This is a genomic window from Haloarchaeobius lipolyticus (assembly GCF_051208015.1).
Lineage (GTDB): Archaea > Halobacteriota > Halobacteria > Halobacteriales > Natrialbaceae > Haloarchaeobius.
Map to the genome: position 1 here is coordinate 1,028,802 of NZ_JBPKGF010000002.1, position 26,997 is coordinate 1,055,798.

Consider the following 26,997-nt stretch of genomic DNA (forward strand, 5'->3'; position numbering starts at 1 on the left):
AGAGTTAAGTCTTCATTCCGCGCGCGCTTCTTAACGTTTTGGGTATGTAAAACGACCACAGACCATAACGGTAATTTTAACCATATACCTTTCAAAGGGATGCGTGGGATGACAGACAATACCAGTATTGACCGTCGTCGCTTCCTGAAGGCGACTGGCGGCGCAGCATCTGCAGCGGCGGTTGCGGGTTGCCTCGGTGGCGATGGTGACAGCGAGGGCACCGAGACCGACACGGGCACGAAAACGAACGAGAAAGCGACGTCCAAGACGACGCGCAAGAGCGAGGACCGCGAGAAGCTGGACAAGACGTTCCAGCTCATCAACTCCACGATGAGTACGCTGGACCCGATCAAGGCGACGGACACGGCGTCCGGCACGGTCATCCAGCAGGTCTTCGACGCGCTGATGAACTACCCGAACGGCGAGGTCGAAGTCGAGCCGCTCCTCGCGAAGGACTTCAGCGTCTCCGACGACTACAAGACCTACACGTTCAACCTCAAGGAGGACGTCAAGTACCACAACGGCGACACCGTCACGGCACAGGACGTCGTCTACTCCTTCGAGCGCCTCGCAGCCTCCGAGAACTCGCGGCGTGACTACTTCATCCTCTCGTACGCGATGAACGTCAAGCACGAGACGGACAGCGAAGGCAACTACAAGCCCGGCTCGCTCCAGATGGAGGCCGTCGACGACACGACCTTCAAGTTCACGCTGACGAAGCCGTTCGCGTCGACGATGGAGATGCTGGCGTACACCTCGTTCTCCGTGATTCCGGAGGGCATCGTGGGCGACATCGACGGCTACGATGGCGAGATGTCCCACGAAGAGTTCTCGACGAAGAACCCCGTGGGTGCGGGTCCGTTCAAGTTCGAGAACTGGGAGACGAACACCCAGGCGTCCGTCGTCCGCAACGACGACTACCACGGCCCCGTGCCGTTCGTCAAGGGTGTCCACTGGCAGGTCATCACCGACCCCGACGCATCGTACAACTACGGTCAGAACAAGAACTCTGACCTCGTCTCGATGCCGACCTCGAAGTACGACCCGAGCAAGGTCAAGGTCGAGAAGACCGACGACAAGGGTCGGAAGATCGGTACCTACGGTCCGATGCGGAACGGAATGAACGCGGACTATCTCCAGTACGCGACCATCAACTCGTTCTACATCGGTCTGAACGCGAAGAACGTCGAAGCCCCCGCCCGGAAGGCCATCGCATACGCGATGAACCAGAAGGAGGGTGTGGACGCAGTCTTCAAGGGACGCGGCCAGCCCGCGTACCACCTCACGCCGCCGGGCATCTACCCGGGTGGCGCACCGAAGTACGAGGAGCACGCGAAGAGCAAGTACCCGTACGGCTACAACAAGACGGACCTCGAGTCGGCACGCCAGGTCATGGAAGACGCCGGCTACGGTCCCGACAACAAGTACGAGGTCACGTTCACCACGTACCAGTCCGACACGTGGCAGGGTCTGGGTAAGATCCTCCGCGACAAGCTGACGAACGCCCACATCAACATGAAGCTCGAGGAAGCGCCGTTCTCGACGCTCCTCAGCCGTGGTCGCAAGGGTAACCTCGCAGCGTACTCGCTGGGCTGGATCATGGACTGGCCCGCACCGGACAACTTCCTCGGCCAGATGGTGCCGAAGCTCACCGACACCAGCCAGGAAGGCGGTGCAAAAGGCTTCTACCTCGACTGGGACGACGCCGAGAGCGACGCCGCACAGAAGGCCAGCGACGCCTGGAAGACGATCCAGGACAACCCCGAGCCGACCGACTCGGCGCAGCAGAAGCGTAACGAGGCCTACGTCGCGATGGAAGAAGCCAGCTGGGAGGACATGGTCCTCCTGCCGGCCTACCACCGTGTCGACGAGCGCTTCTCGTACCCGTGGGTTGACATGCCGCGCACCGGCGCAGCTGGTGGCAGCCGCATGAAGTACAACAACGTCTACCTGAACGACCGGAGCTAAACGACGGGGATAATCCCCCAATTTTCAATTTTTTACCGGGTAGCAACGGCTATAACGGCAATTTCACCCGTGGAGGAACGCAAGACATAACCATGAGTGCAGAATACGCTATGAATAGAACAATGGTGATGGAAGTGGATCACCGGAGGGATGTGACATGAGTAGATGGGGGTACTTCGCCCGACGCCTACTCCTGGCCATCCCTGTGGTGCTGTTCGGAACGACAATCACGTTCATGGTCATCAGAATGGGTCCGCTCGACCCTGTCGCGGCTATTCTTGGCCAGAACGTGCCACCGTCGAAGTACGAAGCAGTCGAAGCACAGCTCGGCCTCAACAGACCGCTGTGGGAACAATATATCGAGTACATGGGAGGACTCCTGACGTTCGACCTCGGTAATTCGTACGTCATCAAAGACGGGACGAGCGCGATGACCCTCATCGCCCAGCACGCACCGCGGACGCTCTGGCTGGGCTTCTGGTCGGTCCTCATCCCGCTCTTCATCGGGATTCCGCTTGGTTTCTACGCCGGACTGAACCCGAACACGCTCAGTGACTATTTCGCCTCATTCGGCGGAATCGTCTGGCGTGCGATGCCGAACTTCTGGCTGGCGGTCATCCTCCTGTCCGTCCTCAGCCAGTCGAAGACGTACTTCTTCGGCTTCGAGTGGCAGTCGTTCCTCGTCCAGTCGAAGATCGCGACGCCACCGCCGCTCAACTTCTACGACCCGAGTGGGACGACGGCGATAAAGCTCGGCGGGACGACGCTGTTCGACTTCCCGCTGTTCGAGTTCAACAGTGAGACGTTCATCAAGGCCGTGAAGATGGTCCTGCCGCCGGCACTCGTCCTCGGTTCCGCATCGATGGGTAACGAGATGCGTCTCGGCCGGACGGCCGTGCTGGAGACGGTCAACTCGAACTACGTCGAGACCGCCCGCGCGAAGGGACTCTCGAACCGAAAGATCGTCTGGAAGCACGTCTTCCGGAACGCGCTGATTCCCCTCGTTCCGATCATCTTGAACGAGGCGTTCCTGCTCATCGGCGGCTCGGTCATCCTCGAATCGATCTTCAGCATCAACGGGCTCGGCTACCTGTTCTACCAGGCAGCCATCCAGGGCGACATGCCGCTGGTCGGCTCGCTGATGTTCATCTTCATCCTCATCATCGTGTTCATGAACATCCTGCAGGACTTCATGTACACGATAATCGACCCACGTGTGGGGTACGAATAACATGAGTCAGCAAGACAACGCGCAACTGCGCGACCGAATCCTCGCACACCCCGAACCTGCTCTCGTCTGGCTCGCGGGTGTGGCGGTACTGCTCGCCGTCGAGTTCGGGGCGTTCATGGAGACGCTCGTCCTCTTCGGTGACCAGATCAATCCGCTCGTCAACGGGAGTGGCGAAGTCGGTGGCTGGTACGTCGAACAGATGTTCAAAACGTTCGGAACCGCTGGCGGCGCCGTGATGTCCGCCCTGGGTGCGCTAGTCATCCTCGCGATCCTCTCGGTGTTCGTGAAGGCGCTGTTCATCCCCTTCAACATCGTCGAGAAGCTCGGGTTGCAGGACATCCCCATCTCGGTCGACCTCCTCGAACGAGTCATCATCGCCGTCGGAATCGCAATAGTCTGGGCGGTTCTCCTCTACGAACCGCTCGCAGTGCTCCCGGCGCTCCCGCTCATCGGCGAGCCTTCTATCGCACAGCTCATCCACGGCTTCTCCCAGACCGTCGCAGGAATCGCGACGTGGCTGGCAGACACCTTCCCGACGCTGCTCTCGCGCGACCTGATGCCCAACGATGGGTTCAAGCCACCCGCGAACAGCGAGTTCTCGACGGGTCCGCTCGGCCCGTACCACGGGACGTTCCTCGGGCTTGCACCCGCGTACGCGTGGGCCATCCGCGTCGTCGCCATCTACGTCTACGCCTTCATGTGGCTGGCGTGGATGTGGTTCGGCTACAAGACGTTCCGACGTCACTACCGCTACGCCGACTGGACCCCGCGCGACGACATGGTCGACCGACTCCGTGACCACCGCTGGGGTCAGTTCGGTTTCGTCATCGTGTTCATGTTCATCGTGCTGGCACTGTTCGCACCTGCACTCGGCCCGGCCACAACGCAGGAGAACATCTACGACCCGTACAGCTACACGTTCAACTACACGGAGAACGGACAGGTACAGGAGATCAGCCACGGTGCGGCGAACCTGCAGAGTCGGTCGCAGGGTGACCCGAACCGCAACGTCGGGCCGATGTCCTACGACCAGTACGGCAGGTTCCACCCGTTAGGGACCTTGACGACGGGGAAAGACCTGTTCACGTTCATGGCCGACGGGGCCCGCGTCTCGCTGTTCATCGGGCTCGTCGCCATCTTGCTGAGCGGCTTCATCGCGACCTCGCTCGCGATGGTGACGGCGTACTACAAGGGTCTCGCGGACCTGCTGGTCGTCGTCACCAGTGACTCGATACAGGCGTTACCAGGCTTACTGGTGTACATCCTGTTGTCCGTCGTCTTCGGGTCACACCCGATATCGAACGTCTACAGCGGCGGACTGCTACTGGCGCTCATCTTCGCGGCCACCGGCTGGCCGGGACTGTGGCGCGCCATCCGTGGTCCAGCGTTTCAGGTCTCCGAACAGGAGTGGATCGACGCGGCCCGGTCCTACGGGCAGCGTCCGACCGTGACCATGAAGAAGCACATGATCCCGTACGTCGCGGGCTACCTGCTCGTCTACGGTTCGCTCACGCTCGGTGGCATCATCATCGGTGTGGCAGCACTGTCGTTCCTCGGTCTCGGCGTTAGTCCGCCGACGCCCGAGTGGGGCCGTGCGGTCAACGCCGGTCGCCAGTACGTGACGACCGTGTCCTGGCACATCTCGACCATCCCGGGAATCATGGTGACGCTCGTCGTCCTCGGTTTCAACGCCTTCGGTGACGGCGTGCGTGACGCCATCGACCCACAGTCCGGCGGGGCCAGTGCTGACGAGGCCGCTGCCGCAGGGGGTGGTGGATGATGTCCATCCAGACCCAGCGCGAGGAGCCCATCCTCCGCATCAAGAACCTCCAGACCTCCTTCTTCACCGACAAGGAGGTCATCCGCGCCGTCGACGGCATCAACTTCGACATCCACCACGGTGAGACGGTGGGTATCGTCGGCGAGTCCGGCTCCGGGAAGTCCGTGACGGCCCGGTCCATCATGGGCCTCGTCGAGAATCCCGGGAAGACGCTCAAGGGCAGTTCGATCCAGTTCCGCGACACTGAGACGGTCGAGCGGTTCGCGAACACGTACACGACGCGCGCCGTCGACCTGACCGAGCTCGAAGCGAAGCACGACCTCGCGACGGTCGTCGCCGACGCGATGGAGCAACACGGCGCGAAGCCCGGCGAGCTCACCAGCCACGAGAACTACGCGAGTCTCCCGCCGGAGCGCGCCGACGCGACCCAGATGGTCGCCGACGGTGCCGTCGGCTGGGACGACCTCATCGCATCCGGTTACGCGGACAAGCTGAACCTCATCGACGAAGAGGACTTCATCTTCGTCGAGAAGGGTGTCACGGAAGGCGGAAACATCCACGTCGACCGCGGCTTCGTCGACGTGACCCGTGCGCACGAGCGCGGTCTCCGTCGCCTCCGTGGCGGGAACATCGCGATGGTGTTCCAGGACCCGCTCACGTCGCTCAACCCAGTCTACACCGTCGGGAACCAGATCAAGGAGGCGCTGCGTCTCCACCAGGGTCTCCGAGGTGCCGATGCGACCGAGGAGGCCGTCAACCTGCTCGAAGCGGTCGGTATCCCGGACGCCCGCCGACGCGTGGGCGAGTACCCCCACCAGTTCTCCGGTGGGATGCGCCAGCGGGCCGTCATCGCGATGGCACTGGCGTGTGACCCGGAGCTGCTCATCTGTGACGAGCCGACGACGGCACTCGACGTGACCATCCAGGCACAGATCCTGGAGCTGCTGCAGGAACTGCAGGACGAGCGCGACCTGGCCATCATGTTCATCACCCACGACATGGGTGTCATCGCGGACATCGCAGACCGCGTGAACGTGATGTACGCCGGTGAGCTCGTCGAGTCCGCACCGGTCGAAGAGCTGTTCGGAAACCCGAAACACCCCTACACGCAGGGGCTTCTCTCGTCGATTCCCGGGCGGCAGAAGGGTGACCGCCTCGTCACCATCGAGGGTGACGTCCCGACGCCGAACGAGGAACCGACGTACTGTCGGTTCGCACCGCGATGTCCGAAAGCATTCGACGACTGTCAGGTCGTCCATCCGGAGTCGGTCCAGGTGAACGAGGACGCCACGAACCACACCGCGGCGTGTCTCCTCTACCCGGAGGACGTCTCACAGTCGGAAGCTATCGAACTTCACAAAGCCAAAGGGGGGAGTGACAAATGAGTAAGCAAGCGATGTCCCAGGCCCAGCGGAGCCAGCGGTCGGATACGATGATCGAGATCCGGAATCTCAAGACGTACTATCCGGGCGGTGGGCTCATCAACGATGAACCGGTGAAGGCTGTCGACGGTGTCTCCTTCGACATCAAGAAAGGTGAGACCCTGGGACTCGTCGGCGAGTCCGGCTGTGGCAAGTCGACGCTCGGCCGCACCCTCGTCCAGCTCGAAGACGCGACCGATGGCGTGAGCCGGTTCCAGAAGAACGACGTAGTAGAGCAGATGGCCAACGCGTACGGTCGCCGGACCGTCATGCTGGCCGACGTCTACCAGTCGAACGACCCCGTCGAGCTGGTGACCAAGCTGTTCGCCGAAGGCGTTCCGCCGCGGAAGCTGACGGAACAGCCCGGCTACGAGACCGTCAGTTCCGACGAAATCGACGCCGCCGACTTCGTCGCGCAGACGAACCTCACCGTCAAGGACGTCATCGACCAGGGCTTCGGTGCGAAACTGGGCCTGTTCGACGAGAAGGACTTCGTCTTCATCGAGGAGGGTAGCTTCGACGGCGACGAGTACCGTGTCGAGCAGGGCTACATCGACGTGACTGCCGCTCCGGGGCGCGCACTGAAGCGGCTCCGCGGCCAGCAGCTCGGTATCGTCTTCCAGGACCCCGAGTCCAGCCTGAACGACCGGATGACCGTCGGTGAGATCATCCGTGAACCGCTGGACGTCCACGGCAAGGGGACGCCCCAGGAACGACGCCAGCAGGTCAGAGAGCTGCTCGAGACGGTCGGACTGCGACCCGAGCACTACTACCGGTACCCCCACCAGTTCTCCGGCGGACAGCGCCAGCGCATCGGTATCGCCCGGTCGCTCGCCCTGGAACCGGACTTCCTGGTGCTCGACGAGCCGGTCTCGGCGCTGGACGTCTCTGTCCAGGCGAAGATCCTCAACCTGCTCGAGGACCTCCAGAACGAGTTCGGCCTGACGTACCTGTTCATCGCCCACGACCTCTCGGTCGTCCGGCACATCTGTGACCGGGTCGCGGTGATGTACCTCGGGAACATCATGGAGATTGGTCCCACGGACGACCTGTTCGAGAACCCGGGCAACCCGTACACGCACTCACTGCTGTCGGCGATTCCGGAACCGGACCCGACCTCCCAGAAGGACCGCATCACGCTCCGGGGCACGCCCCCGAGCCCGCGCGACCCGCCGGTCGGCTGTCCGTTCAGCACGCGCTGTCCGGTCAAGATCCGGCCCGAGGAGTACCAGCACGTCGACGACGAGGTCTGGCAGCGCGTCGAGATATTCCGCGAGGTCGTCCGTGAGCGGACCCGTGCGGACCGCTCGCTGACCGACCGTGCGAAGGAGCTGCTGGGCAAGCAGACCCGGTTCTCCGACATCACGGAGATCACCGACGAGCTGTTCGGCGACATCGACGTCCCGGACGACGTGGCCGAACACCTGCGCGAGGCCGCGAACCACGTCGAGAAGGGCCACGAGAACAAGGCCCGGAAGTACCTGTTCGAACAGTTCGGGAGCATCTGTGACAAGCAGCATCCCGAACATCACGTCGTCGCCGACGACGGTCGGACGAGTCTGTGCCATCGGCACATGGACGAGTACGACGAACCTGCAGTCGCGTTCCGCGAGATACTGTAGACACGATGGAAGACGCCCCGCCCGAGGTCCGTGGCCTCGTCCGCATCGCCCACAAGACCCTCGACGCCGTCTCCTACGGCGTCCTCGTGGTCATCCTCGTGGCGGGACCGGCCGCGTTCCTCGAGCTCTCGGGGCGGGGAACGCTGTTCACGACGAAACACCTCCTGTTCTGGGTCGGCTTCGGCCTGCTCGCCTACGCCTCCTTCCAGCTCCGTCCACCGTCACCGAAGGAGCTGGACGACCGGGAGGGAATCTTCGTCACGTCGGGTGACGACAGGCAGAAGAGGGCCGATACGACCATCGGCGGTCGTTCCGAGACGACGGTGGAGAAGGTGGTCGCGCTGTTGCCGCCGATGCGGTGGGCCCCGCTTCGACCGGACGAGCGGTTCTCGGTCCACGCGAAGCTGCTGGTCGCCGCGATACTGATGCTCGCGCTGTCGATGGCGATGGAGTTCGTCTTCGGCGTCGCCCAACCCGGGACCCAAAGCGCGGCGACCGCGGTCCGTCTGTTCTGACGCAGGGAGACACCCTTATCAGACTCCACTCCCTGTGTGGCTGTATATGCCAGACGTACCTGATTCCGAGGACGAAATCAGCTACGCGGATCGTATCGCGAACAACGCCGACGTCCTCAAAGGGGCGTGGTCGGGCGCACTGGAGGACATGGACGCCATGGCCGAGGCGCGCGAGGAGGAGGGCTGGGAGACGGCGAAGGTGATGGCCGGTGACACGGCTCCACGGAGCCGCGAATCCGGTCGCGACGACGACGACCGCTTCGGGCTGGTCTTCGTCGCACCGTCGAACATGGGCGAGGACTTCAGCGAGGCCTTCGCGGGCAAGCAGTTCCCACAGTACGAGGTCTACCGCCGCGAGATGGACGGGAACGTCTTCCTCGTCGTCGAGTACATCGACCCGGACACGAAGACGGCCATCTTCGTCGCCGGCCAGTACGAGCTGCGCCACGCCGCGGGAATGGTCCACGATGCCGAGGAAGCGGGCGAGTTCTACACGTACGTCCAGAAACTGTCGGGTGACATCCTGGGTGTGTTCAAGCACGACTCCCACGAGAAGTTCGTGCCCCACGCCGACCGTATCGACGATTGGCTGCCGAACGTCTCGGGGCCGGGCGACGTCGAGAAGAACTGACGCTCTCGCCGAACGTTTCCGTTCTCCGCCGACCGCTCCACGAGTACGTCCAGTACCGAGAGACACCGTTCGTGACCGGTCCGGACAGTTCCCGGACACGAACCGGTGGGGCGTGATTCGACGTGACACAGCCCCGCACACGAAACAGGGGCTTTATGCGCCGATTGGCCCTATACTGCTGATATGAAAGTAGCCGACGCGATGACCCCGCGTGCAGAACTGGTGACCGTCGAGTTGCCGGGCACCCGTGACGACGTGCTCAAGTACCTGCAGGAATACGGGTTCTCCTCCGTGCCGGTCGTCAAACAGACGGACGACGGCGAAGAGTACCGCGGTCTCGTCTCGCGTGACGCCCTCATCGAACGGCCGGACGAGGACCAGCTGGCACTGCTGATGGAGGACGTGCCGACCACGACGGCCGAGACCGAGCTCACGGAAGTGGCTCGGCTGATGGTCGAGGAACACGCCCGCCGTGTCCCCGTCGTCGACGGCGAGCTGGAGGGTATCATCACCGTGACCGACGTCGTCCACGCCATCGCAACGGGCGATGCGGAGACCGACGCCATCGTCGGTGACCTCGCCAGCCGTGACGTCAACACGACCTACGAGGGTACCCCTCTCCCGGTCGCCGAGCGCGAACTCTACTACGCGAACGTTCCCTATGCGGTCGTGCTCGACGAAGAGGCGGAGATGTCGGGGATGTTGACCGAGGTCGACATCATCGAGGTCGCTCGCATCGTCGAGGGCGAGGACGACACCGGCGAGTCGCTCGCGAACGAGGACGACGAGTGGATGTGGGAGGGCATCAAGGCGGTCGGCAACCGCTACCTGCCGACCCGGAACGTCGAGATTCCGGCGGAGCCCGTCTCCGACTTCATGACCGAGGACCTGGTGACGGTCTCGACGAAGAAGACCGCTCAGGAGGCCGCACAGCTGCTCATCCGTCACGACATCGAACAGATTCCCATGGTCTCGGGCGACAACCTCGTCGGCATCGTGCGCGACATGAACCTGCTGGAGGCGCTCTATGACTGACGCGGAGAAGGTCGTCGAACTCGCGAAGCGTCGCGGGTACTTCTTCCAGTCGACCGGTGCCTACGGTGGCGTCGCCGGCTTCTACACGTTCGGCCCGCAGGGTGCGGCGCTCAAGCAGAACGTGGAGGACGCCTGGCGCGACCGCTTCACCATCAAGGAGGGCAACTTCGAGATAGACGCACCCACCATCGCCCCCGAGGCGGTGTTCGAGGCGTCCGGCCACCTCGACGGCTTCGACGACATGCTGGTCGAGTGCCCGGAGTGCGGCGAGAGCCACCGCGCCGACCACGTCGTCGAGGACGCGACCGACATCGAGGACGCAGAGAGCTACCCGATTCCCGAGGTGGAAGAGCTCATCGCCGAGTACGAGCTCGTCTGTCCGTCCTGTGGTGCCGGTCTCGCCGGCCAGGCGGTGACGGAGTTCAACCTCATGTTCCAGACGAACATCGGTCCGGGCTCCAGTCAGCCGGGCTACCTGCGCCCGGAGACGGCACAGGGTATCTTCGTCGAGTTCCCGCAGCTGAAGGAGTACGCCCGGAACACGCTCCCGTTCGGCGTGACGCAGATCGGCCGCGCCTATCGGAACGAGATCTCACCGCGCAAGTCCATCGTCCGCGTGCGCGAGTTCACCCAGGCCGAACTCGAGCTGTTCGTCGACCCCGAGGAGGACGAGCCCGACCTCGAGGCCGTCGCCGACGTCGAGGCGCCCCTGTACTCCGCCGAGATGCAGGACGCCCCGGACGGCGAGGCGACGACGATGCGCATCGGTGACGCCGTCGAGGAGGGCATCATCGCCAACGACTGGGTCGCCTACTACCTCGGTCGCGCCAAGGAGTGGTACGAGCGGGTCGGCGTCGACATGGACCGCTTCCGCTTCCGCCAGCACCTCGCGGGCGAACGCGCCCACTACGCGGCGGACTGCTGGGACGCGGAGGGTCTCATCGACGACGACTGGATCGAACTCGCCGGTTTCGCCTACCGGAGCGACTACGACCTCTCGAAGCACGCCGAGTACAGCAACGAGGACTTCACCATCTTCAAGCAGTACGACGAGCCGAGGACGGTCGAGCGAGCCACGGTCGACCCGGACATGAGCTACCTCGGTCCAGAGTTCGGCGGTGCCGCAGCCGACGTCGCGGACGCGCTCCAGACGCTCGCAGAGCGCGACCGGACGGCCTTCGACGGCGACACGGTCGCGGTCGAGGTCGACGGCGAGACGTACGAGATACCCACAGAGAAGGTCGGCTTCAGCGTCGACGAGGTCACGGAGTCCGGCGAGCACATTACGCCGCACGTGGTCGAGCCTTCGTTCGGTGTCGGCCGTGCCCTCTACACCGTCGTCCACCACGCCTACCGCGAGGACGAGGTCGCAGGCGAGAAGCGCACCTACCTCGCGCTCGAACCCGAGGTCGCCCCGACGGTCGTCGGCGTCTTCCCGATGGGTGACGACGTCGCCGAGGTCGCACAGCAGACCGCCCAGGAACTCCGCGAGGCGGGCCTCTCCGTCACCTACGACGACTCCGGTTCCATCGGCCGCCGCTACCGCCGACAGGACGAGGTCGGCACCCCGTTCTGCGTCACCTTCGACGCGGACCCCGAGGGTACGGCGACCATCCGCGAGCGCGACTCCACGGACCAGGTCCGCGTCGACGTCGACGAACTGGTCGACGTACTGACCGACCTCCGAACCGGCGACCGAACGTTCGACGACCTCTGAGATGGACAGCGAGGTCGAACGACGAATCGTCCACGCGAGCGGGGCAGTAGTGCCGACTGTCTACCTGCTCGGCCAGCTGGAGGGCGTGCCGGACGTCCCCTGGTCGTGGGTACAGGCGTTCCTGCTAGTCGGGACGGTCTCGGCGCTCTGTCTGGAAGCCGTCCGGCTGTTCGTCGGCCTCGACTGGGTCATCTTCGACAAACTCACTCGCGAGTACGAACAGGACAACCTCGCGGGCTACGCCCTCTACGCCATCGGCGGGACCTTCGCGGGTCTGCTGTTCGAACCGACGGTGGCCATTCCGGCGATGTACATGCTGAGCATCGGCGATCCCATCAGCGGCCTGCTCTCGTCGGGCGAACTCCGGGACGTGAAACGACCCCGCGTGCTGGTGGCGATGTTCACCGTCTCGTTCGTCTTCGCCATCCTCTTCCTGCCGCTCCTGGCGGCGATAGCCGCGGCGCTGGCCGCGACGCTTGCAGACGGTGTCAAACCGGTCGTGGCCACCTACGTCATCGACGACAACCTCACAATCCCGATCGCGGCGTCGATAACCGGCTGGGTCGGCCTGCAGTACCTCCCCGAGGTCGTCCTCGCGACGGTCTGACACGGCGGACGGCGGGAGAGGGTGGACCGAGATTCGAGTAGAACCGAACTCCGTGGCGGTGTCGATTCGAAAGATGGCATCGACTTACCACAGTTAATCCACCAAACTTATTACCGTTGGCTGTTCAGCATCGACAGCCACGGCGTACCGTCGTGGCCGACACCGACGGTACGGGTGATGACCCCCCAATCCCCCCATCTCCCACTCGTACCGTTCGACGGCCGACCGCACCTCTTCTGTCGCGGTCGGCTTCCGTTCCACGTCCAGCGACAGGTCCCGAGACCGTGAGCTGGCCCACGATCCGGCCGCCGCTCGCTTCACTTCCACCGTGGTCGGCGAACCCTTAAACGAGACGCCGCCCAATGATTGGCCGATGGCTGCCACCGACGAGGCGTCTATCGAGCATCCGCTCCTCGCGCCGAACTTCCTCCAGCGTCGTCTCTACCAGCTGCAACTCGCCGGGACGGCCGCCGAGGGGCACACGCTCGTCTGCCTCCCGACCGGACTGGGCAAGACGACCGTGAGCCTGCTCGTGACGGCGCGGCGGCTCGACGAGGTCGGCGGAAAGTCGCTGATGCTCGCCCCGACGAAACCCCTCGTCCAGCAGCACGCGGAGTTCTACCGCGAGGCCCTGCAGGTGCCCGACGACGAGATAGTCGTCTTCACCGGTGACGTCCGGCCCGACGACCGTGCCGCCCTCTGGGAGGACGCGACGGTCGTCATGGCCACGCCACAGGTCATCGAGAACGACCTGGTCGGTGGCAGGATCTCGCTGCGCGACGTGACACACCTCACCTTCGACGAGTGCCACCGCGCGACGGGAGACTACGCCTACAACTACATCGCTGAACGCTACCACCAGGACGCCGCGAACCCCCTCGTGACGGGCATGAGCGCCTCGCCCGGTGGCGACGAGGAGGAGATTCTGGAGGTCTGTGAGAACCTCGGCCTGCGCGACGTCGAGGTGATGACCGAGGACGACGCCGACGTCTCTGAGTACACCCACGAGACGGAGGTCGAGTGGAAGACGATAACCTTGCCAGAGGAGGTCATCGAGATACGCGACGCGATAAACGAGGTCATCTCGGACCGGCTCGGCAAACTGAAGGAGATCGGCGTCACCCGCGCCACGTCACCCGACCTCTCCGAGAAGCAAGTACAGAAGATACAGGCCCAGCTCCGCAAGATGATGGACAACGACCAGTCGGCGGGCTACAAGGGCATGAGCCTGCTCGCGGAGATCCGCAAGCTTCGGACGGCCGTCACCTACGTCGAGACCCAGTCGGTCGAGGCGACACGTCGCTACTTCGAGCGACAGGAGAACGCCGCCCGTGCCTCCGGCGCGTCGAAGGCCAGCCAGCGGATGGTCTCGGAGCCGAAGGTCCGCGAGGCCATCCGACGGCTCGAATCGTTCGACGACATCCACCCGAAGTACCGCGAGGCGCGCATCCTGCTCGCGGAGACCCTGGGCATCGAGAACGGCGAGCGCGTCATCGTCTTCACCGAGTCGCGCGACACCGCGGAAGCGCTGACGGAGTTCCTCTCGAACCACTTCACCGTCAACCGGTTCGTCGGTCAGGGCGACAAGGAGGGCTCGGACGGCATGACCCAGAAGCAGCAACAGCAGGTGCTCGAGGACTTCAAGGCGGGCGAGTTCGAGGTTCTCGTCTCGACCTCCGTCGCCGAGGAGGGGCTGGACGTCCCCGAGGTCGACCTCGTGCTGTTCTACGAACCGGTCCCCACCGCGATTCGGTCCATTCAGCGCAAGGGCCGGACCGGCCGGCAGGACGAGGGTCGCGTCGTCGTGCTGATGGCCGAGGACACCCGCGACGAGGCGTACTTCTGGATCTCGCGGCGGAAGGAGAAGCAGATGGAGTCCGAGCTACGGAAACTCAAGGGCGTCGCCGAGACGGTCGGCGAGCAGCTCGACGCCGCGGACCAGTCCAGTCTCGGTGAGTGGGCTGGTGAGGGCGGCGGGAGCGGTTCCGGCGCCGGGGCCGCGAGCGGGGACGGGTCGCCAGCGGCGGCCGACACCCAGCCGGGCCTGCAGGACTTCGGTGCGAGTGGAGACGACGAAGAAGACGACGCCGGCGACGGAGCAGCGGCCGACGACGATTCGGCCGGCGAACCCGAGGCGGAGACCACCGACCAGTCCACGGAAAACGGCGTCGTCGCCACCGCCGAACCGCAGGACGACGACACGGTCGAGATCGTCATCGACCAGCGCGAGATGGACTCCTCGATTCCCCGCGACCTCTCGACTCGCGAGGACGTGACGACGCGGCTCGAGACGCTCGAGGTCGGCGACTACGTCCTCTCCGACCGGGTCGCCGTCGAGCGGAAATCGGTCGAAGACTTCCTCGACACCCTCGTCGGGGCCGAGCGCTCCGTCTTCGAGCAGGTCCGCGACATGGCGAGCCACTACGCCCGACCCGTCCTCGTGGTCGAGGGTGAGGAGAGCCTCGTCGGCTCCCGGGACATCCACCCGAACGCGGTCCGCGGCGCGCTCGCCTCGCTCGCCGTCGACTTCGGCGTCAGCATCCTCCGGACCGAGGGCGAGGCCGATACCCGGGACCTGCTGGCGGTCATCGCGGCCCGGGAGCAGGAGGCGAACGACCGTGAGGTCTCAGTCCACGGCGGGAAATCGAAGAAGACGCTACCGGAACAGCAGGAGTACGTCGTCAGCGCCATCGCCGACATCGGCCCCGTGACAGCCCGCTCGCTGCTGGCGCACTTCGAGACCGTCGAGGAGGTCATGTGCGCCCGCGAGGACGACCTGCTCGAGGTCGACGGCGTCGGACAGGTCACGGCCGAACGCATCCGCGAGGTCATCGGGAGCAAGTACGAGCCGTGAGCGAGGCATTCCTCGGCGCGGTACGGAAGACCGCCCCGGGGCTGCTTCTGACGGTCGCCGTCCTCGTCGGCGGCCAGCTACTCGACGTGAGCGCGAGCCTGCGCTACGGCGCGGGACTGGTTGCCTTCACCCTGTGGATGGGCTGGTTCGTCATCACGTTCGTCCACTGGTTCGAGTGGCGAGAGGACTGAGAGAGCGAAAACGAGCGGGGAACGAGGCGAGGGGCGAGTTGGGAATGGAGCGAAATCGAGCGCGACGCTACTCTCGGAGCACCGCGAGGGCGTCCGCCGCCTCGCGGACCGTCGCGAGACAGTCGCGGGCGCGAGCCGGGTCGTCCGTGCTGGCCGCGAGTTCGCTGAAGTATCGGATGGTCTGGGCGATGTCGGCTTCTGCTTCGGCGAACTCGCCGGACAGTCCGGCTTCACTCGCCCCGGGTTGCGGCGTATCCTGCACGGCAGTCCCCCCGTTACGTGACGTGCCGCTCGACTGGGCCGCGTCGACGCGGGGCTCCGGCTGCCTCGCACTGCCGAGGTCGGCCGCCGTCGGCTCTGCGTCGGTGTCGGCATCGTCGGCGTCCGTCGCCCGGGAGGATTCCTGCTCGCGGACTGCCTGTCGAGACGCCCGTGCGCTCGCGTCTGAATCCCGCGTGTCCGCCGCCTGCTGTTCCTGGGCTGCGGTTGACTGGTCCTGCGATGCCGAGTCTGAATCGGCCTGTGCCCGCTGCGCGGCGGCCTGCTGTCCCGCTGCCTGACAGCTCGGGCAGAACTCGTTGCCGTCGTACCGGAAGATGGGGTCGCCACAGGTGTTGCAGTGGCTGTTCGTCATCGTCGCGCCCTGGAGCAGGAGTTCGCTCATCCGCTGTGTCGACTTGCGGTCTTCTTCCTCCTTCGCGAACTTCTGTCGCAGTTTCTCGCGCTCTGCTTCCTTGTCGAACTCGCTCATGTCGGGGAAGAGGAGCGTGAGAGACGAAAAGCCTACGGACCGGCCGGCGGTTCACCTCGCTGGTCCGGCGACCGAGCGGGCACCCCTCGAGTGCCGTCCCGCCCGCCGTCGCCGGTGCCTGCCGAACCGCCGGTCTCGAATCTCGGCGTCGCAATCGCAGTCGGTTACGGATGTACAGTTTCGGGTCGTATCCGCGGGAGAGATTGTCCGAATGTGCTGAAATGGGCCGTCCCGGGCCGGTCTCGGTGCCGGAACTCGACTGCCGACTTCGACACGTTTAACGAGGCTCCGGGAGCATTGGCGCACGTTATGGCGAAAGTTAGCGTAGTCGGCGCGGCCGGCACGGTCGGAGCCGCCGCAGGCTACAACCTCGCGCTTCGTGACGTCGTCGACGAACTCGTCTACGTGGATATTCCGGACCAGGAAGACGTGACAGTCGGCCAGGCCGCGGACGCCAACCATGGCATCGCGTACGACTCGAACACGACCGTCCGCCAGGGCACCTACGAGGACACGGCGGGCTCCGACGTGGTCGTCATCACGGCCGGCATCCCGCGCCAGCCCGGCCAGACCCGCATCGACCTCGCGGGTGACAACGCGCCCATCATGGAGGACATCGGCTCCTCGCTCGCCGAGCACAACGACGACTTCATCACGGTGACCACCTCGAACCCGGTCGACCTGCTCAACCGCCACCTGTACGAGGCTGGCGACCGCGACCGCAACAAGGTCATCGGCTTCGGCGGCCGACTCGACTCCGCGCGCTTCCGCTACGTCCTCGCGGAGCGCTTCGACACGCAGGTCCAGAACGTCGAGGCGACCATCCTGGGCGAGCACGGCGACGCACAGGTCCCCGTGTTCTCGAAGGTCCGCGTCGACGGCCGCGACCCCGAGTTCACCGACGACGAGAAGGAGGAGATCCTTGGCGACCTGAAAGAGAGCGCGATGAACGTCATCGAGCGCAAGGGTGCGACCGAGTGGGGCCCAGCGACGGGTGTCGCCCACATGGTCGAGGCCATCCTGCGCGACACGGGCGAGGTCCTGCCCGCGTCGATCAAGCTCGAGGGCGAGTTCGGCCACGACGACGTCGGCCTCGGCGTCCCGGTCAAGCTCGGCTCGGACGGTGTCGAGGAGGTCGTCGAGTGGGACCTCTCCGAGTTCGAGCGCGACCAGCTCGGCGAGGCGGCGGAGAAGCTCTCCGAGCAGTACGACAAGATCGCCTGAAGATAGCGGGAATTCGGTCAGCTTTCTCGGTCGCTGGCAGGACGTCCGGCGACCGGCCACTGTTCGTTCGCCCGGTCCGGGAGCCTCTCACCGAGCAGTTCCGCCCACTCGCGGAGATGAGAGGTACGGTCGTCTGTCGGCATGGCGGTACGAGAGAAGACGTCAGCGAATCGCATAACTTTTTCCTCGGAAAATCTACACGTCCCGGCGAGAGCGGTAGGCTCGGAATCAGCCCCGCTCGAAGAACTCGCCGACTAGCTTGCGCTCTGCCGCCCGGAGGTGCTGGTGGTAGGTCGAGCGAGCGATACCCATCGAGTCCGCGAGGTCGTCGCCGCTGGTCGGCCGCGGCCACTCGAAGAAGTCGCCGTAGTAGGCTCGCTGAAGCGCCGTCAACTGGCGCTCGGTGAGCTGTTCTTCGAGTGCGGCGATGAACTCCTGTTTCGTCGTCGCTGGCCGCTCGCACTCGCGGTACGCGGAGAGACTCACGCCGTCGTATTCGGCCTCGATGGAATCGACGATGGACCGGGCGTTGGCCTCCCGGGGAAGCTCGACGTCGACCCTCGCGTCGCCCGGGTCGGCCGTGATTCCCGTCACGTCGCCGCCGTACTCCGCGAGCGTCGAGAGCAGTCCCGCGTTCGCGACGGTGAACTCGATCAGGCAGACTCCCTCGTTCTCCGTGATGACGTTCACACCGCGGACGGCCTCCGCCTCCTCGGCGGCCCGAACGACGCGCTCTGGGTCGTCGCTCTCGACCGTGAAGAACATCCCGAGCGAATCGCCCTCGCGGTAGACTGACCCCGCGTATCTGAGCGTGGCGTCGGCCTCGTTCGCCACCTCCACGAAGAAGACGGACCGGTCCTGCACGCTGAACGAGAGCTGGACGAAGCTGTCGGCGGTGAGCGTCCGGCGCGTCTCGACCGCGGAGATGGCGGTCGCCACCATCCGGCCGAGCGCGGCGAGGATGGTCTTCTCACGGTCGTCGAGCACCGACTCGTCGTCGGTGTAGACGGTGAGGACGCCGTACCGGGCGTCGCGGTAGACCAGCGGGACGACGGCGACCGTCGTGAACTCATCGTCCACCCGGGCCCGGTGCCACTCGGGGTGGACCAGGTCGTCGGCCGTCGCGACCTGTACCGTCCCCGTCTCCATGGCGCGTTCGACCGGTCCGTCGCTCCCGTCGAGGACGAGCGGCTCGCCGTCGCTCTCACCACCGACGATTGCGCTTGGGCGGACACTCCCGTCCGCGAGGTCGGGTTCGCCCGTCCACGCGCACGAGAACGGGTCGGTGCCGGCGAGCAGCTCGCACATGTCCTGCTGTATCTCCTCCCTGGTCGTCGCGGTGACCAGCGCCCCTGCGGTCTGTTGGATCAGCCCGTCGACCCGGTCGAGGAGGTGCTGGAGCCCCTCGCGTTCCGCCGCCAGCATGGCGGCGCGGTGCTCGGCCGTCCGTTCGGCCTCGACCCGGTCGGTGACGTCCGTCTGGAAGCCCACGAAGTGGGTGACCTCGCCGGTTTCGTCGCGGATCGGGGCGACGTCGACGCGGTTCCAGAACCGCTCGCCGTCGCGGGTGTAGTTGACCAGTTCGACCGTCGTCGGCTCCTCGTTCTCGATACCCTCTCGCATCTTCGCGGCGGCCTCAGGTTCCGAGTCCGGCCCCTGGAGGAACCGGCAGTTGCGGCCGACGACCTCCTCCCGCGGGTAGCCGGTGAGTCGCTCGAAGGCGTCGTTAGCGTAGACGAGCGGCAGGTCGTCCTTCCGGGCGTCCGCGAGCGTGATGCCGACCGGGGCCTCGTCGAGCGCTCGTTCTTTGAGTCGCTCGGTCGCGGTGAAGCCACCACCCACGGCCTCGACCCGCTCGCGGAGTCGTATCGCCCAGTCGCCCTCGCCACGGCGGACGTAGCCGTCGACACCGGATGCGACGGCTCGTTCGGCGAGCGCTTCGTTTCCGTCACCGCTACACAGTACGTACGGGACGTCGCCGTGGACCGTCCGAACCGTCTCGAGCAGCTCCACACCGCTTCCATCGTCGAGGAGAGCCTCGCTGACGACGCAGTCGGGAACGGCCCTGCTCAGCGCCGCGAGTGCCTCGTCGGTGTCGCCGACTACGTCCACGTCGAAGCCACCCGCTACCAACTCGTCCGCCGTCGCAGCCGCCCGGTCGTCGTCGCCGTCGACGAGCAGCACCCACGTCCCGTCTGTCATGGGCGCCAGTAGTGAGTGCGCGGCTAAAGAAGTTCGGCCGCGTGTGGCGGTCTGCGGACAGTTCTCACGCGATAGTTCCAGACCGGTGCGGAGTGTGCCGTCTCAGGGAATCAGCTGCTCGCCGTCGTCGTCGTAGACAACGATGGCGTCGACCGGGCAGCTTCGAGCGGCGAACTTCGCGTCCAGCTCGGCGTCCTCGGGAATCTCCCGGACGAAGACGTCCTCAGACTCTTCCTCGCCGTCGACGAGAACGGCCTTCCCGGCGTCCTCGTCGCGCTCGAACCCCTCCCACTCGGCGGTGCACTGGAACATCCCGATGCAGGTGTCGCGGTCGTACTCGATCTTCATGCGCGGGGATTCGGGCGAGGGGTGTATATCGGTGTCGGGAGGTGGGAGACGCGACCGGAGGGAGCGTTTCCAATATCGAACGGGGAGCGGAGCGACCCGTGAAGCAGGAGACGCGACCGGAGGGAGCGTCTCCTGGACCGAACGGGGAGATTCAAGGCACCCATAATTTCAAACATCCGAATGTTTTGCGGGGTGAATCGTGAAGAGCGAACCGTAAACCGAGAGACTCGACCGGAGGGAGGGTCTCCGGTACCGAAGGGCGTCGATATCCCGGGGTGTAGAAATATTCATTATCTCACACGTCCATATAACAGATGATTCTACTCGCATAGCGGCGGCTGCACCGACCACGGAATGGAACGGCCAGGTCCGGTGTGTCGTCCCGACGCTGGAGCCACGGAGAGTCAGATGATATCCATGGTCACAAAAACCAGCTCCACCGCACAGGTGGACACAATATCTACGGAGCGGATGCGTCAGACGGCCATCGCGGCCATCGTCGGTGGCATCCTCGTCATCTCGTTCACCATCGCGACCGTCGCGTTCGGTGTCGAGACGAACACGAGTGAGGAAGCCCGGGTCGGCATACTGTACGCTCTCGGTGCACTGTTGATCGTCGGTGGACTCTACGGCGTCCACGAGACCGCCAAGGCGGCGTACGGCCGGCTCGCCACCGGGGTCGCGGTCCTGCTCGGCATCGGCCTGGTCGGCATGGCCGTCGGTCTGCTGGTCAACTTCGCGTTCCCCAGCGTGGGGAGCGAGGACGCGACCCTCGGCGGAACCATCTGGTTCCTGAGCCTGGTCGTGACCTACCTCACGGCTAGCATCTACGGCGTCGTCCTGCTGCGGACCCGGGCGGTCTCTCGCGTCGGTTCCGCGCTCTTGGCGTTGACCGTTCCGGCGCTCGTCGTCGCCCTGGTCGGTGCCGAGATGCTGGTCGTCGCCGGCATCGACGTGCTCGGGCTGCTGTGGTTCGTTCCGTTCGGCCTCGCGTGGGTCGTCCTGGGGAACGACCTCCGAACCCGCGCGGTCGCTGCTCGCGAACCCACGGCCAGCCCGGTAGCCTGAGCGGCTACCCGATTCGAACGGTATTTTTCGGAACCGGTCTTTCGCTCACTGAGTTCGCCTACGGCGTTCCCCGCGAACGAAATCCACATCCCGTACCGGCCCCTAGCCCGGACGACATGGACGTCGCCACGCTCAGAGAGCGCGCAAGCGACCTGCCGCGCGAGCCGGGCGTCTACCAGTTTCTCGACGGTGACCAGACGCTGTACGTCGGGAAGGCGGTCGACCTCCGTTCGCGAGTCCGGTCCTACGCCGACCCGCGGTCGGCCCGCATCCGACGGATGGTCGACCGGGCCGACGACCTCGACGTGGCGGTTACGGACACGGAGACGCAGGCGCTGTTGCTCGAGGCGAACCTCATCAAGCGCCACCAGCCGCGGTACAACGTCCGGTTGAAGGACGACAAGTCCTACCCGATGGTCCAGCTCACCGCTCACGAGTTCCCCCGCATCGAGGTGACTCGCGACCCGAGCGAGGAGGCGACGGTCTACGGGCCGTTCACCGCCGTGGGTCCCGTCGAGACGGTCGTGAAGGCGCTCCGGGAGACCTTCGGCGTGCGCGGCTGCTCGGACCACAAGTTTGCAAATCGGGAACGACCCTGTCTGGACTACGAGATGGGGCTCTGCACTGCACCCTGCACCGGCGAGATCGACGAGCCGGGCTACCTCGCCGACGTCGAGTCGGTCAAGCGGTTCTTCGGCGGCGAGACGGGCGTACTGGCGGACCCACTCCGTGGCGAGATGGAGGCCGCAGCGGCCGACCAGAACTTCGAGCGGGCCGCGAACCTGCGCGACCGGCTGGAAGCCGTCCAGTCGTTCCACGGCGGAGGCGGCGAGGCCATCAGCGGCCAGAGCCACGAGCGGAGCGTGGACGTCCTCGGTGTGGTCATCGAAGGCGACGACGCGACGGTCGCCAGACTGCACGCCGAGGGCGGCCAGCTCGTGGAACGGGACCGACACCGTCTCTCGACGCCCGAAGACGCTGACCCCGACGAGACGATTCCGGCGGTCATCGCGGCGTTCCTGGTCCAGTACTACGCCGAGCGCCAGCTACCCGATGCGGTCCTCCTGCCGGAACACCACGGCGACGAGGAGGTCGCGGCCTGGCTCGACGCGGAGGGTGTCGCGGTCAGGGTGCCAGGGGCGGGTCGGGAGGCGAAGCTCGTCGAATTGGCACTGAAGAACGCCCGACGACACGTCGGTCGGCGGGACGAGTCGGGCGCGCTGGCTGCCGAACTCGGTCTCGGCTCGGTCTCGCGCATCGAGGGCTTCGACGTGAGCCACGCCCAGGGGACCTCGGTTGTCGGCAGCGACGTCACCTTCGTCGACGGGTCGCCGGTGAAGGCCGACTACCGGCGGAAGAAGCTCGTCGAGGAGAACGACGACTACGCGAACATGCGCGAACTGCTCCGCTGGCGGGCGAGCAGGGCGGTCGAGGGACGCGACGACCGGCCGGACCCGGACCTGTTGCTCATCGACGGCGGCGAGGGGCAGCTCGAGGCGGCACAGGCCGCGCTCGACGAGGTCGGCTGGGCCGTTCCGGCGGTCGCGCTTGCGAAGCAGGACGAGCTGGTCATCACGGCGTCGCGGACCTACGACTGGCCGAACGAAGCGCCGCAGCTCCATCTCCTCCAGCGCGTGCGTGACGAGGCCCACCGGTTCGCGGTGCAGTATCACCAGACGCTCCGGGACTCCGTGGACACCGCGCTCGACGGAGTGCCGGGCGTGGGTCCCGAGACCCGAAAGCGTCTCCTTCGGCGGTTCGGGAGCGTCGAGAACGTCCGGGAGGCGTCGCTGGCCGAGCTGCAGTCGGTCGACGGCGTCGGTGAGGGTACCGCGGCATCAATCCGGAACCACCTCGGCGGCCGAGAGTGACCGCGGTCACACGGGCCGATCGGTGAGTTCGTTCCTCCAACCAGGAATCCAGTCTTCGTCACGGTGTCGCGTGTCTAGATGCCCGTCATCTTCGCCGTGAGTGCGTCTCCGAACGGCGCTCGGTACGCTCGTCGAACGTCTCCCGACCTGCCGAGGTAGTTTGACGGACCACCACCTATATCATCTCGAAGGTCAAACATAGAATTAGAGATGTCTAAATCTATATCTGGTAGCAGACACGAATGGGGTGTTCGTCGATGAACGAATACCTCGACGTGACGCTCGCCTCTCTCCGAGACGGCTACGTGCAGGTGTCGGCGTTCGTCGCGGTCACGGTCCTGCTGTTCGGACTCATCCAGTATCGGACGGGCGGTGCGTTGCTCGCGAAAATCGAGGACAACGAACGACTGCAGCCTATCTTCGGTGCGCTGATGGGGTTGACGCCGGGGTGTGGCGGCGCGATCGTCATGATGCCGCTGTACATCCGGGGGACGGTCTCGTTCGGGACCGTCGTCGCGACCCTCATCGCGACGGCCGGTGACGCCGCGTTCGTCATCCTGGTGCTCGCACCCGAAGCGGCGCTCTGGGCGTACGGTATCGCCTTCGTCACCGCCATCGTATTCGGGTACCTCGTCGACACGGTCGGCCTCGGCGTGAGTCGCGTCGACGCAGCCGTTGCGAGGCTCGATCCGGCGACGACGGACGGCGGTACGGCCGTCGTCGGCGGCGGCAACCGCCTCGCCCCCAATCCGGCGCACGACTACGAAGGTTCGAGCCCGGTACACTGCCACGACGAGGGCCCGGACCGGGAGAGCGCCATCCTGACGCCGCTCTCGCACGCGGCTCACGCGCTGTGGTGGGTGGCCGCCGCGGGCGGCCTCGTCCTCGGTGTCACCTACCTCGTCCGTGGCGCACCGGACGTGACGATGACCCTGGGAATCGGCTTCGACGGCCTGTTCACCGTCTTCGGCCTGCTCGGGACGACGCTGTCGTTCTACCTCTACTTCGTCGGCCGTCACTACATCGGCGAAGGCAGCGTCGGCCGTGCCCGCGAGTCGTTCGACTCGCTGTACGAGACGCTCCAGCACGCCGCGATGGAGACCAGCTTCGTCACGGTCTGGGTCATCGGCGCCTACCTGCTGTACGAGTACTTCCTCATCGTGACCGGTGCGGACGTCGCCGCCGCGGCCCAGGCAGCAGGGGTCCTCGCGCCCATCGCGGGTGCCGCGGTCGGCCTCATCCCCGGCTGTGGCCCGCAGATCGTCCTCTCCGGCGTCTACGCGAACGGCGGCATCCCGTTCTCCGCGCTGACGGCCAACGCCATCAGCCAGGACGGTGACGCGCTGTTCCCGCTCATCGCCATCGACAAGAAGGCCGCCATCGTCGCCAGCATCTACACGACCATCCCGGCCATCGTGGTCGGTGTCGCGCTCCACTACCTGTGGGGCCCGGTGCTCGGCTTCCCGTCGTACGGGTTCGGTGTGCTGGGCTGAGACGCGAAAAGAGGTTTTTCCGTATTTCGTCGCCGACGAGTGGCGACGCCGGTCGTTGCCGAATCGACGTCAGCTCAGTCGTCCGCCGGTGTTCCGCGACCGGCCGACGACGGTGCGTCGTCCTCGTAGGTTATCTGCCAGCCCGTGACCGCCATGATCACGAGGATGCTCGGCGCGAGGAAGCCGAGGAAGTAGTACGGAGCGTACTCGAAGGGGTGGACGCCGAGCACGGACCACATGTACGCGCCACCCGCGTTCCACGGGATGAGCGCAGAGGTGACGGTCCCGGACGCCTCGACGGCGCGAGAGAGGTTGCGTGACTCGAGGTCGTAATCGTCGTACAGTCCGCGGAGTGTCATGCCGGGCACGACGATGCTCATGTACTGTTCCGCGGCCAGCAGGTTCATCGATATCGCGGCGACGCCCGTTCCGATGGTGAGACTGGCGACGCTGTGGACGATCTTCGCGATGTAGTGCGCGATGGTCGCGATGACTCCCGTGCGCTCGAGCAGTCCACCGAGCGCGAGGGCGGCGACGACGATGGTGATGGTCCACGTCGAGCCCATGAGGCCGCTGGAAGCGAGCAGGTTGTTGACCAGGTCGGAGCCCGTCTCGGGCGAGGTGCCGTTCTGGGCGATCTCCCAGGCGGCGGTGAATCCGACGCCCTGGAACGCGATGGTGGTGAAGACGCCGGCGAAGACGCCCGAAAGCAGCGACGGGAGTGCCGGGAAGCCGTACAGGGCGAGCGCGAACGTCACCAACAGCGGGAGGAAGACGAGGGGCGAGATGGCGTAGCTGCCCTCGATAGCCGTCTGGATGGTGTCGACACGGCCGGCGGGGATGCTCCCCGTCGCGGAGAGGCCGAGGACCGCGTAGAGGACGAGCGAGATGGCGAGGGCGATACCGGTGCCGACTCGCATCGTCCGAACGTGGTCCATCAGGTCCGTGTTCGTGACCGCGGCCGCGAGGTTCGTCGTGTCCGACAGCGGCGATATCTTGTCACCGGTGTAAGCTCCCGTGAGGATGGCACCAGCCGTCATCGGCTCGGGGACGCCGAGACCGGCACCGATGCCCATGAAGGCGACGCCGAGGGTCCCGGCGGTGGTCCACGAGGAGCCGATGGAGAACGCGACGACGGTCGCGAGTGCGGCCGTCACGGGAAGGAAGACTGTCGGGTTGAGCAGTTCGAGCCCGTAGTAGATGAGTCCGGGGATGGTGCCGGCCGAGGTCCACGTGGCGATGAGCATGTAGATGATGAACAGGATGAGTATCGCCTGCATGCCCATCCGGATGCCGTCGACGAGTCCCTCGAACAGCTCCTCCCAGGAGATGCCGAGCCAGTAGCGACCGACGGCAGCGGTCAACGTCGCTCCCCAGATGATGGGGAGGTGCGGGTCGAGCCCCAGGATGATGGCCCCGACGCTGAGGAACAGGACCATCCCGAGCAGCGGCACGAGCGCCTGTCCAAGCGTCGGACGCCTGGACTCGGGGATGTCTTCGTAGGTGAGTGGTTCGAACGAGAGGCTTGTCATCACCCCGTTATATTCCTATTGGGCATTAAAGTTCGTCGTTGTATTACCCAGAACTATCGAATAAAGACAGGTCGCCTATGCGGAAACAGGCAGAGAGAGCCACCCACGGGGCTGTATACCGTGAACCACTCCACGAAACAATCATACTTGTATTAACCAAATTCCAGTAGTTTTATCCTCGGCCAGTGACCCCGTTCGCCCATGTACGAGCACGACTCTGACGCCGCCTCACTCGCCGAATCCTACACCGAGATGAGTGAGATACTGATGCCCGACCACACGAACAACCTCGGACGCGCCATGGGCGGGGCCATCCTCCACTGGATGGACATCTGTGCCGCCATCGCTTCCCGGCGGTACGCCCGCCGGCAGGTCGTCACGGCCGCGATGGACCACGTCGACTTCTCGGCACCCATCGAACTGGGCGACGTTGTCGTGGTCAGGGGTTACGTCTTCGATACGGGCGAGAGCAGCATGGACGTCAAAGTGGAGGTCCGCTCGGAGCGGCCCGCACACGGTGAGTACGAACAGACAGCGACCTCGTTCTTCACGATGGTCGCCCTCGACGAGGACGGGACGCCGACGACGGTCCCGAAGCTCACCTGCGAGACCGAGATGGAGCAGGCACTCCACGAGGCGGCTATCGACAGACGGGAGAAACAGCGCGCTGCGCTCGTCCAGTGAGGTCGGTCGTCTCGACACTCAGAACTGTCGTCAACTCAGCGCGTCCGGCCACCGATGGCGCGTACCTGCATCTCGACGAACCGTCGTGGCCAGGTGTGAACGTGGTACCGCAGGCGGCCGACTACTCCTCGTGGGATGGGTTCCGGTGTGTCTTCGAGAGTCGGCATCGATTCGTCGTCGTCTACCACTGACTGCCCAGGCTCTCTCTCGGGGGGTCGCTCTCGAAAACTCATTACAGTAGGACATACCAGA

Annotated in this window: 23 protein-coding genes; 17 read left to right on the forward strand and 6 right to left on the reverse strand. The window is 65.2% G+C overall.

The annotated features are described in order from the left end of the window. The first annotated feature begins 108 nt into the window (after positions 1-108). The 12 genes from ACSC1Y_RS08220 to ACSC1Y_RS08275 all read left to right on the forward strand — a co-directional run bounded on the left by ACSC1Y_RS08220 (position 109) and on the right by ACSC1Y_RS08275 (position 15,572). Complete coding sequence (locus ACSC1Y_RS08220) at positions 109-1,968, forward strand: ABC transporter substrate-binding protein (RefSeq protein ID WP_435334285.1); 1,860 nt, start codon at positions 109-111, stop codon at positions 1,966-1,968. A 157-nt stretch (positions 1,969-2,125) separates the two neighbouring features. Then, positions 2,126-3,199: an ABC transporter permease gene (locus ACSC1Y_RS08225; protein ID WP_435334287.1), complete on the forward strand. Its 1,074-nt coding sequence runs from the start codon at positions 2,126-2,128 to the stop codon at positions 3,197-3,199. 1 nt (position 3,200) lies between these two features. After that, positions 3,201-4,979, forward strand: coding sequence for an ABC transporter permease (locus ACSC1Y_RS08230; protein WP_435334289.1), 1,779 nt, complete (start codon positions 3,201-3,203; stop codon positions 4,977-4,979). Further along, positions 4,979-6,364, forward strand: a complete 1,386-nt coding sequence (locus ACSC1Y_RS08235; protein WP_435334290.1) for an ABC transporter ATP-binding protein — start codon at positions 4,979-4,981, stop codon at positions 6,362-6,364. Before ACSC1Y_RS08230 ends, ACSC1Y_RS08235 begins: the two co-directional genes overlap by 1 nt. Then, on the forward strand, positions 6,361-8,022 hold the full coding sequence (locus ACSC1Y_RS08240) for an ABC transporter ATP-binding protein (protein ID WP_435334291.1): 1,662 nt from the start codon (positions 6,361-6,363) through the stop codon (positions 8,020-8,022). The genes ACSC1Y_RS08235 and ACSC1Y_RS08240 overlap by 4 nt, the downstream gene beginning before the upstream one ends. A 5-nt stretch (positions 8,023-8,027) precedes the next feature. Then, positions 8,028-8,537 (forward strand): DUF7555 family protein, encoded by a 510-nt coding sequence (locus ACSC1Y_RS08245; protein ID WP_435334292.1) that lies wholly within the window; start codon positions 8,028-8,030, stop codon positions 8,535-8,537. 46 nt (positions 8,538-8,583) lie between these two features. Then, positions 8,584-9,168, forward strand: coding sequence for a DUF7529 family protein (locus ACSC1Y_RS08250; RefSeq protein ID WP_435334294.1), 585 nt, complete (start codon positions 8,584-8,586; stop codon positions 9,166-9,168). Between the two features lie 183 nt (positions 9,169-9,351). Continuing rightward, entirely contained in the window at positions 9,352-10,203 is an 852-nt protein-coding gene (locus tag ACSC1Y_RS08255) for a CBS domain-containing protein (protein WP_435334295.1), read from the forward strand. Continuing rightward, a complete protein-coding gene (glyS, locus tag ACSC1Y_RS08260) occupies positions 10,196-11,920 on the forward strand; it encodes a glycine--tRNA ligase (RefSeq protein WP_435334296.1) in 1,725 nt (574 codons plus the stop codon). Before ACSC1Y_RS08255 ends, glyS begins: the two co-directional genes overlap by 8 nt. A gap of 1 nt (position 11,921) precedes the next feature. Beyond that, on the forward strand, positions 11,922-12,527 hold the full coding sequence (locus ACSC1Y_RS08265) for a dolichol kinase (protein WP_435334297.1): 606 nt from the start codon (positions 11,922-11,924) through the stop codon (positions 12,525-12,527). Between the two features lie 373 nt (positions 12,528-12,900). Beyond that, on the forward strand, positions 12,901-15,381 hold the full coding sequence (locus tag ACSC1Y_RS08270; protein WP_435334298.1) for a DEAD/DEAH box helicase: 2,481 nt from the start codon (positions 12,901-12,903) through the stop codon (positions 15,379-15,381). Then, positions 15,378-15,572: a hypothetical protein gene (locus ACSC1Y_RS08275; protein ID WP_435334299.1), complete on the forward strand. Its 195-nt coding sequence runs from the start codon at positions 15,378-15,380 to the stop codon at positions 15,570-15,572. Before ACSC1Y_RS08270 ends, ACSC1Y_RS08275 begins: the two co-directional genes overlap by 4 nt. Positions 15,573-15,639: 67 nt before the next feature. Here the strand turns inward: ACSC1Y_RS08275 and ACSC1Y_RS08280 are convergent, their stop codons facing one another. Further along, entirely contained in the window at positions 15,640-16,323 is a 684-nt protein-coding gene (locus ACSC1Y_RS08280) for an Sjogren's syndrome/scleroderma autoantigen 1 family protein (RefSeq protein WP_435334301.1), read from the reverse strand. A gap of 309 nt (positions 16,324-16,632) precedes the next feature. Between ACSC1Y_RS08280 and mdh the strand changes: the two genes are divergently transcribed. After that, a complete protein-coding gene (gene mdh, locus ACSC1Y_RS08285; protein ID WP_435334302.1) occupies positions 16,633-17,547 on the forward strand; it encodes a malate dehydrogenase in 915 nt (304 codons plus the stop codon). Positions 17,548-17,564: 17 nt separating this feature from the next. Here mdh and ACSC1Y_RS08290 read toward each other — a convergent pair whose 3' ends face one another. From ACSC1Y_RS08290 to ACSC1Y_RS08300, 3 genes are all read right to left on the reverse strand, one after another. Continuing rightward, positions 17,565-17,690 carry a hypothetical protein gene (locus ACSC1Y_RS08290; RefSeq protein ID WP_435334304.1) on the reverse strand — a complete coding sequence of 42 codons (126 nt, stop codon included), beginning with the start codon at positions 17,688-17,690 and terminating at the stop codon, positions 17,565-17,567. Positions 17,691-17,775: 85 nt separating this feature from the next. Beyond that, positions 17,776-19,749 (reverse strand): bacterio-opsin activator domain-containing protein, encoded by a 1,974-nt coding sequence (locus ACSC1Y_RS08295; protein ID WP_435334305.1) that lies wholly within the window; start codon positions 19,747-19,749, stop codon positions 17,776-17,778. A gap of 102 nt (positions 19,750-19,851) precedes the next feature. Further along, positions 19,852-20,097 carry a ferredoxin gene (locus ACSC1Y_RS08300; protein WP_435334306.1) on the reverse strand — a complete coding sequence of 82 codons (246 nt, stop codon included), beginning with the start codon at positions 20,095-20,097 and terminating at the stop codon, positions 19,852-19,854. A 417-nt stretch (positions 20,098-20,514) separates the two neighbouring features. Between ACSC1Y_RS08300 and ACSC1Y_RS08305 the strand changes: the two genes are divergently transcribed. The 3 genes from ACSC1Y_RS08305 (at position 20,515) to ACSC1Y_RS08315 (ending at position 24,529) form a co-directional block, all read left to right on the forward strand. Beyond that, on the forward strand, positions 20,515-21,165 hold the full coding sequence (locus ACSC1Y_RS08305) for a hypothetical protein (RefSeq protein WP_435334307.1): 651 nt from the start codon (positions 20,515-20,517) through the stop codon (positions 21,163-21,165). A gap of 116 nt (positions 21,166-21,281) precedes the next feature. Next, on the forward strand, positions 21,282-23,036 hold the full coding sequence (locus ACSC1Y_RS08310; RefSeq protein WP_435334308.1) for an excinuclease ABC subunit C: 1,755 nt from the start codon (positions 21,282-21,284) through the stop codon (positions 23,034-23,036). A 257-nt stretch (positions 23,037-23,293) separates the two neighbouring features. Beyond that, a complete protein-coding gene (locus ACSC1Y_RS08315; RefSeq protein WP_435334309.1) occupies positions 23,294-24,529 on the forward strand; it encodes a putative manganese transporter in 1,236 nt (411 codons plus the stop codon). A 74-nt stretch (positions 24,530-24,603) separates the two neighbouring features. Here ACSC1Y_RS08315 and arcD read toward each other — a convergent pair whose 3' ends face one another. Continuing rightward, positions 24,604-26,061: an arginine/ornithine antiporter ArcD gene (arcD, locus tag ACSC1Y_RS08320; RefSeq protein WP_435334310.1), complete on the reverse strand. Its 1,458-nt coding sequence runs from the start codon at positions 26,059-26,061 to the stop codon at positions 24,604-24,606. Positions 26,062-26,262: 201 nt separating this feature from the next. Between arcD and ACSC1Y_RS08325 the strand changes: the two genes are divergently transcribed. After that, positions 26,263-26,745: an acyl-CoA thioesterase gene (locus ACSC1Y_RS08325; RefSeq protein ID WP_435334311.1), complete on the forward strand. Its 483-nt coding sequence runs from the start codon at positions 26,263-26,265 to the stop codon at positions 26,743-26,745. Positions 26,746-26,780: 35 nt separating this feature from the next. On the opposite strand, the gene ACSC1Y_RS08330 is transcribed toward ACSC1Y_RS08325, so the two are convergent. Then, positions 26,781-26,933: a hypothetical protein gene (locus ACSC1Y_RS08330; protein ID WP_435334313.1), complete on the reverse strand. Its 153-nt coding sequence runs from the start codon at positions 26,931-26,933 to the stop codon at positions 26,781-26,783. Positions 26,934-26,997 lie beyond the last annotated feature (64 nt).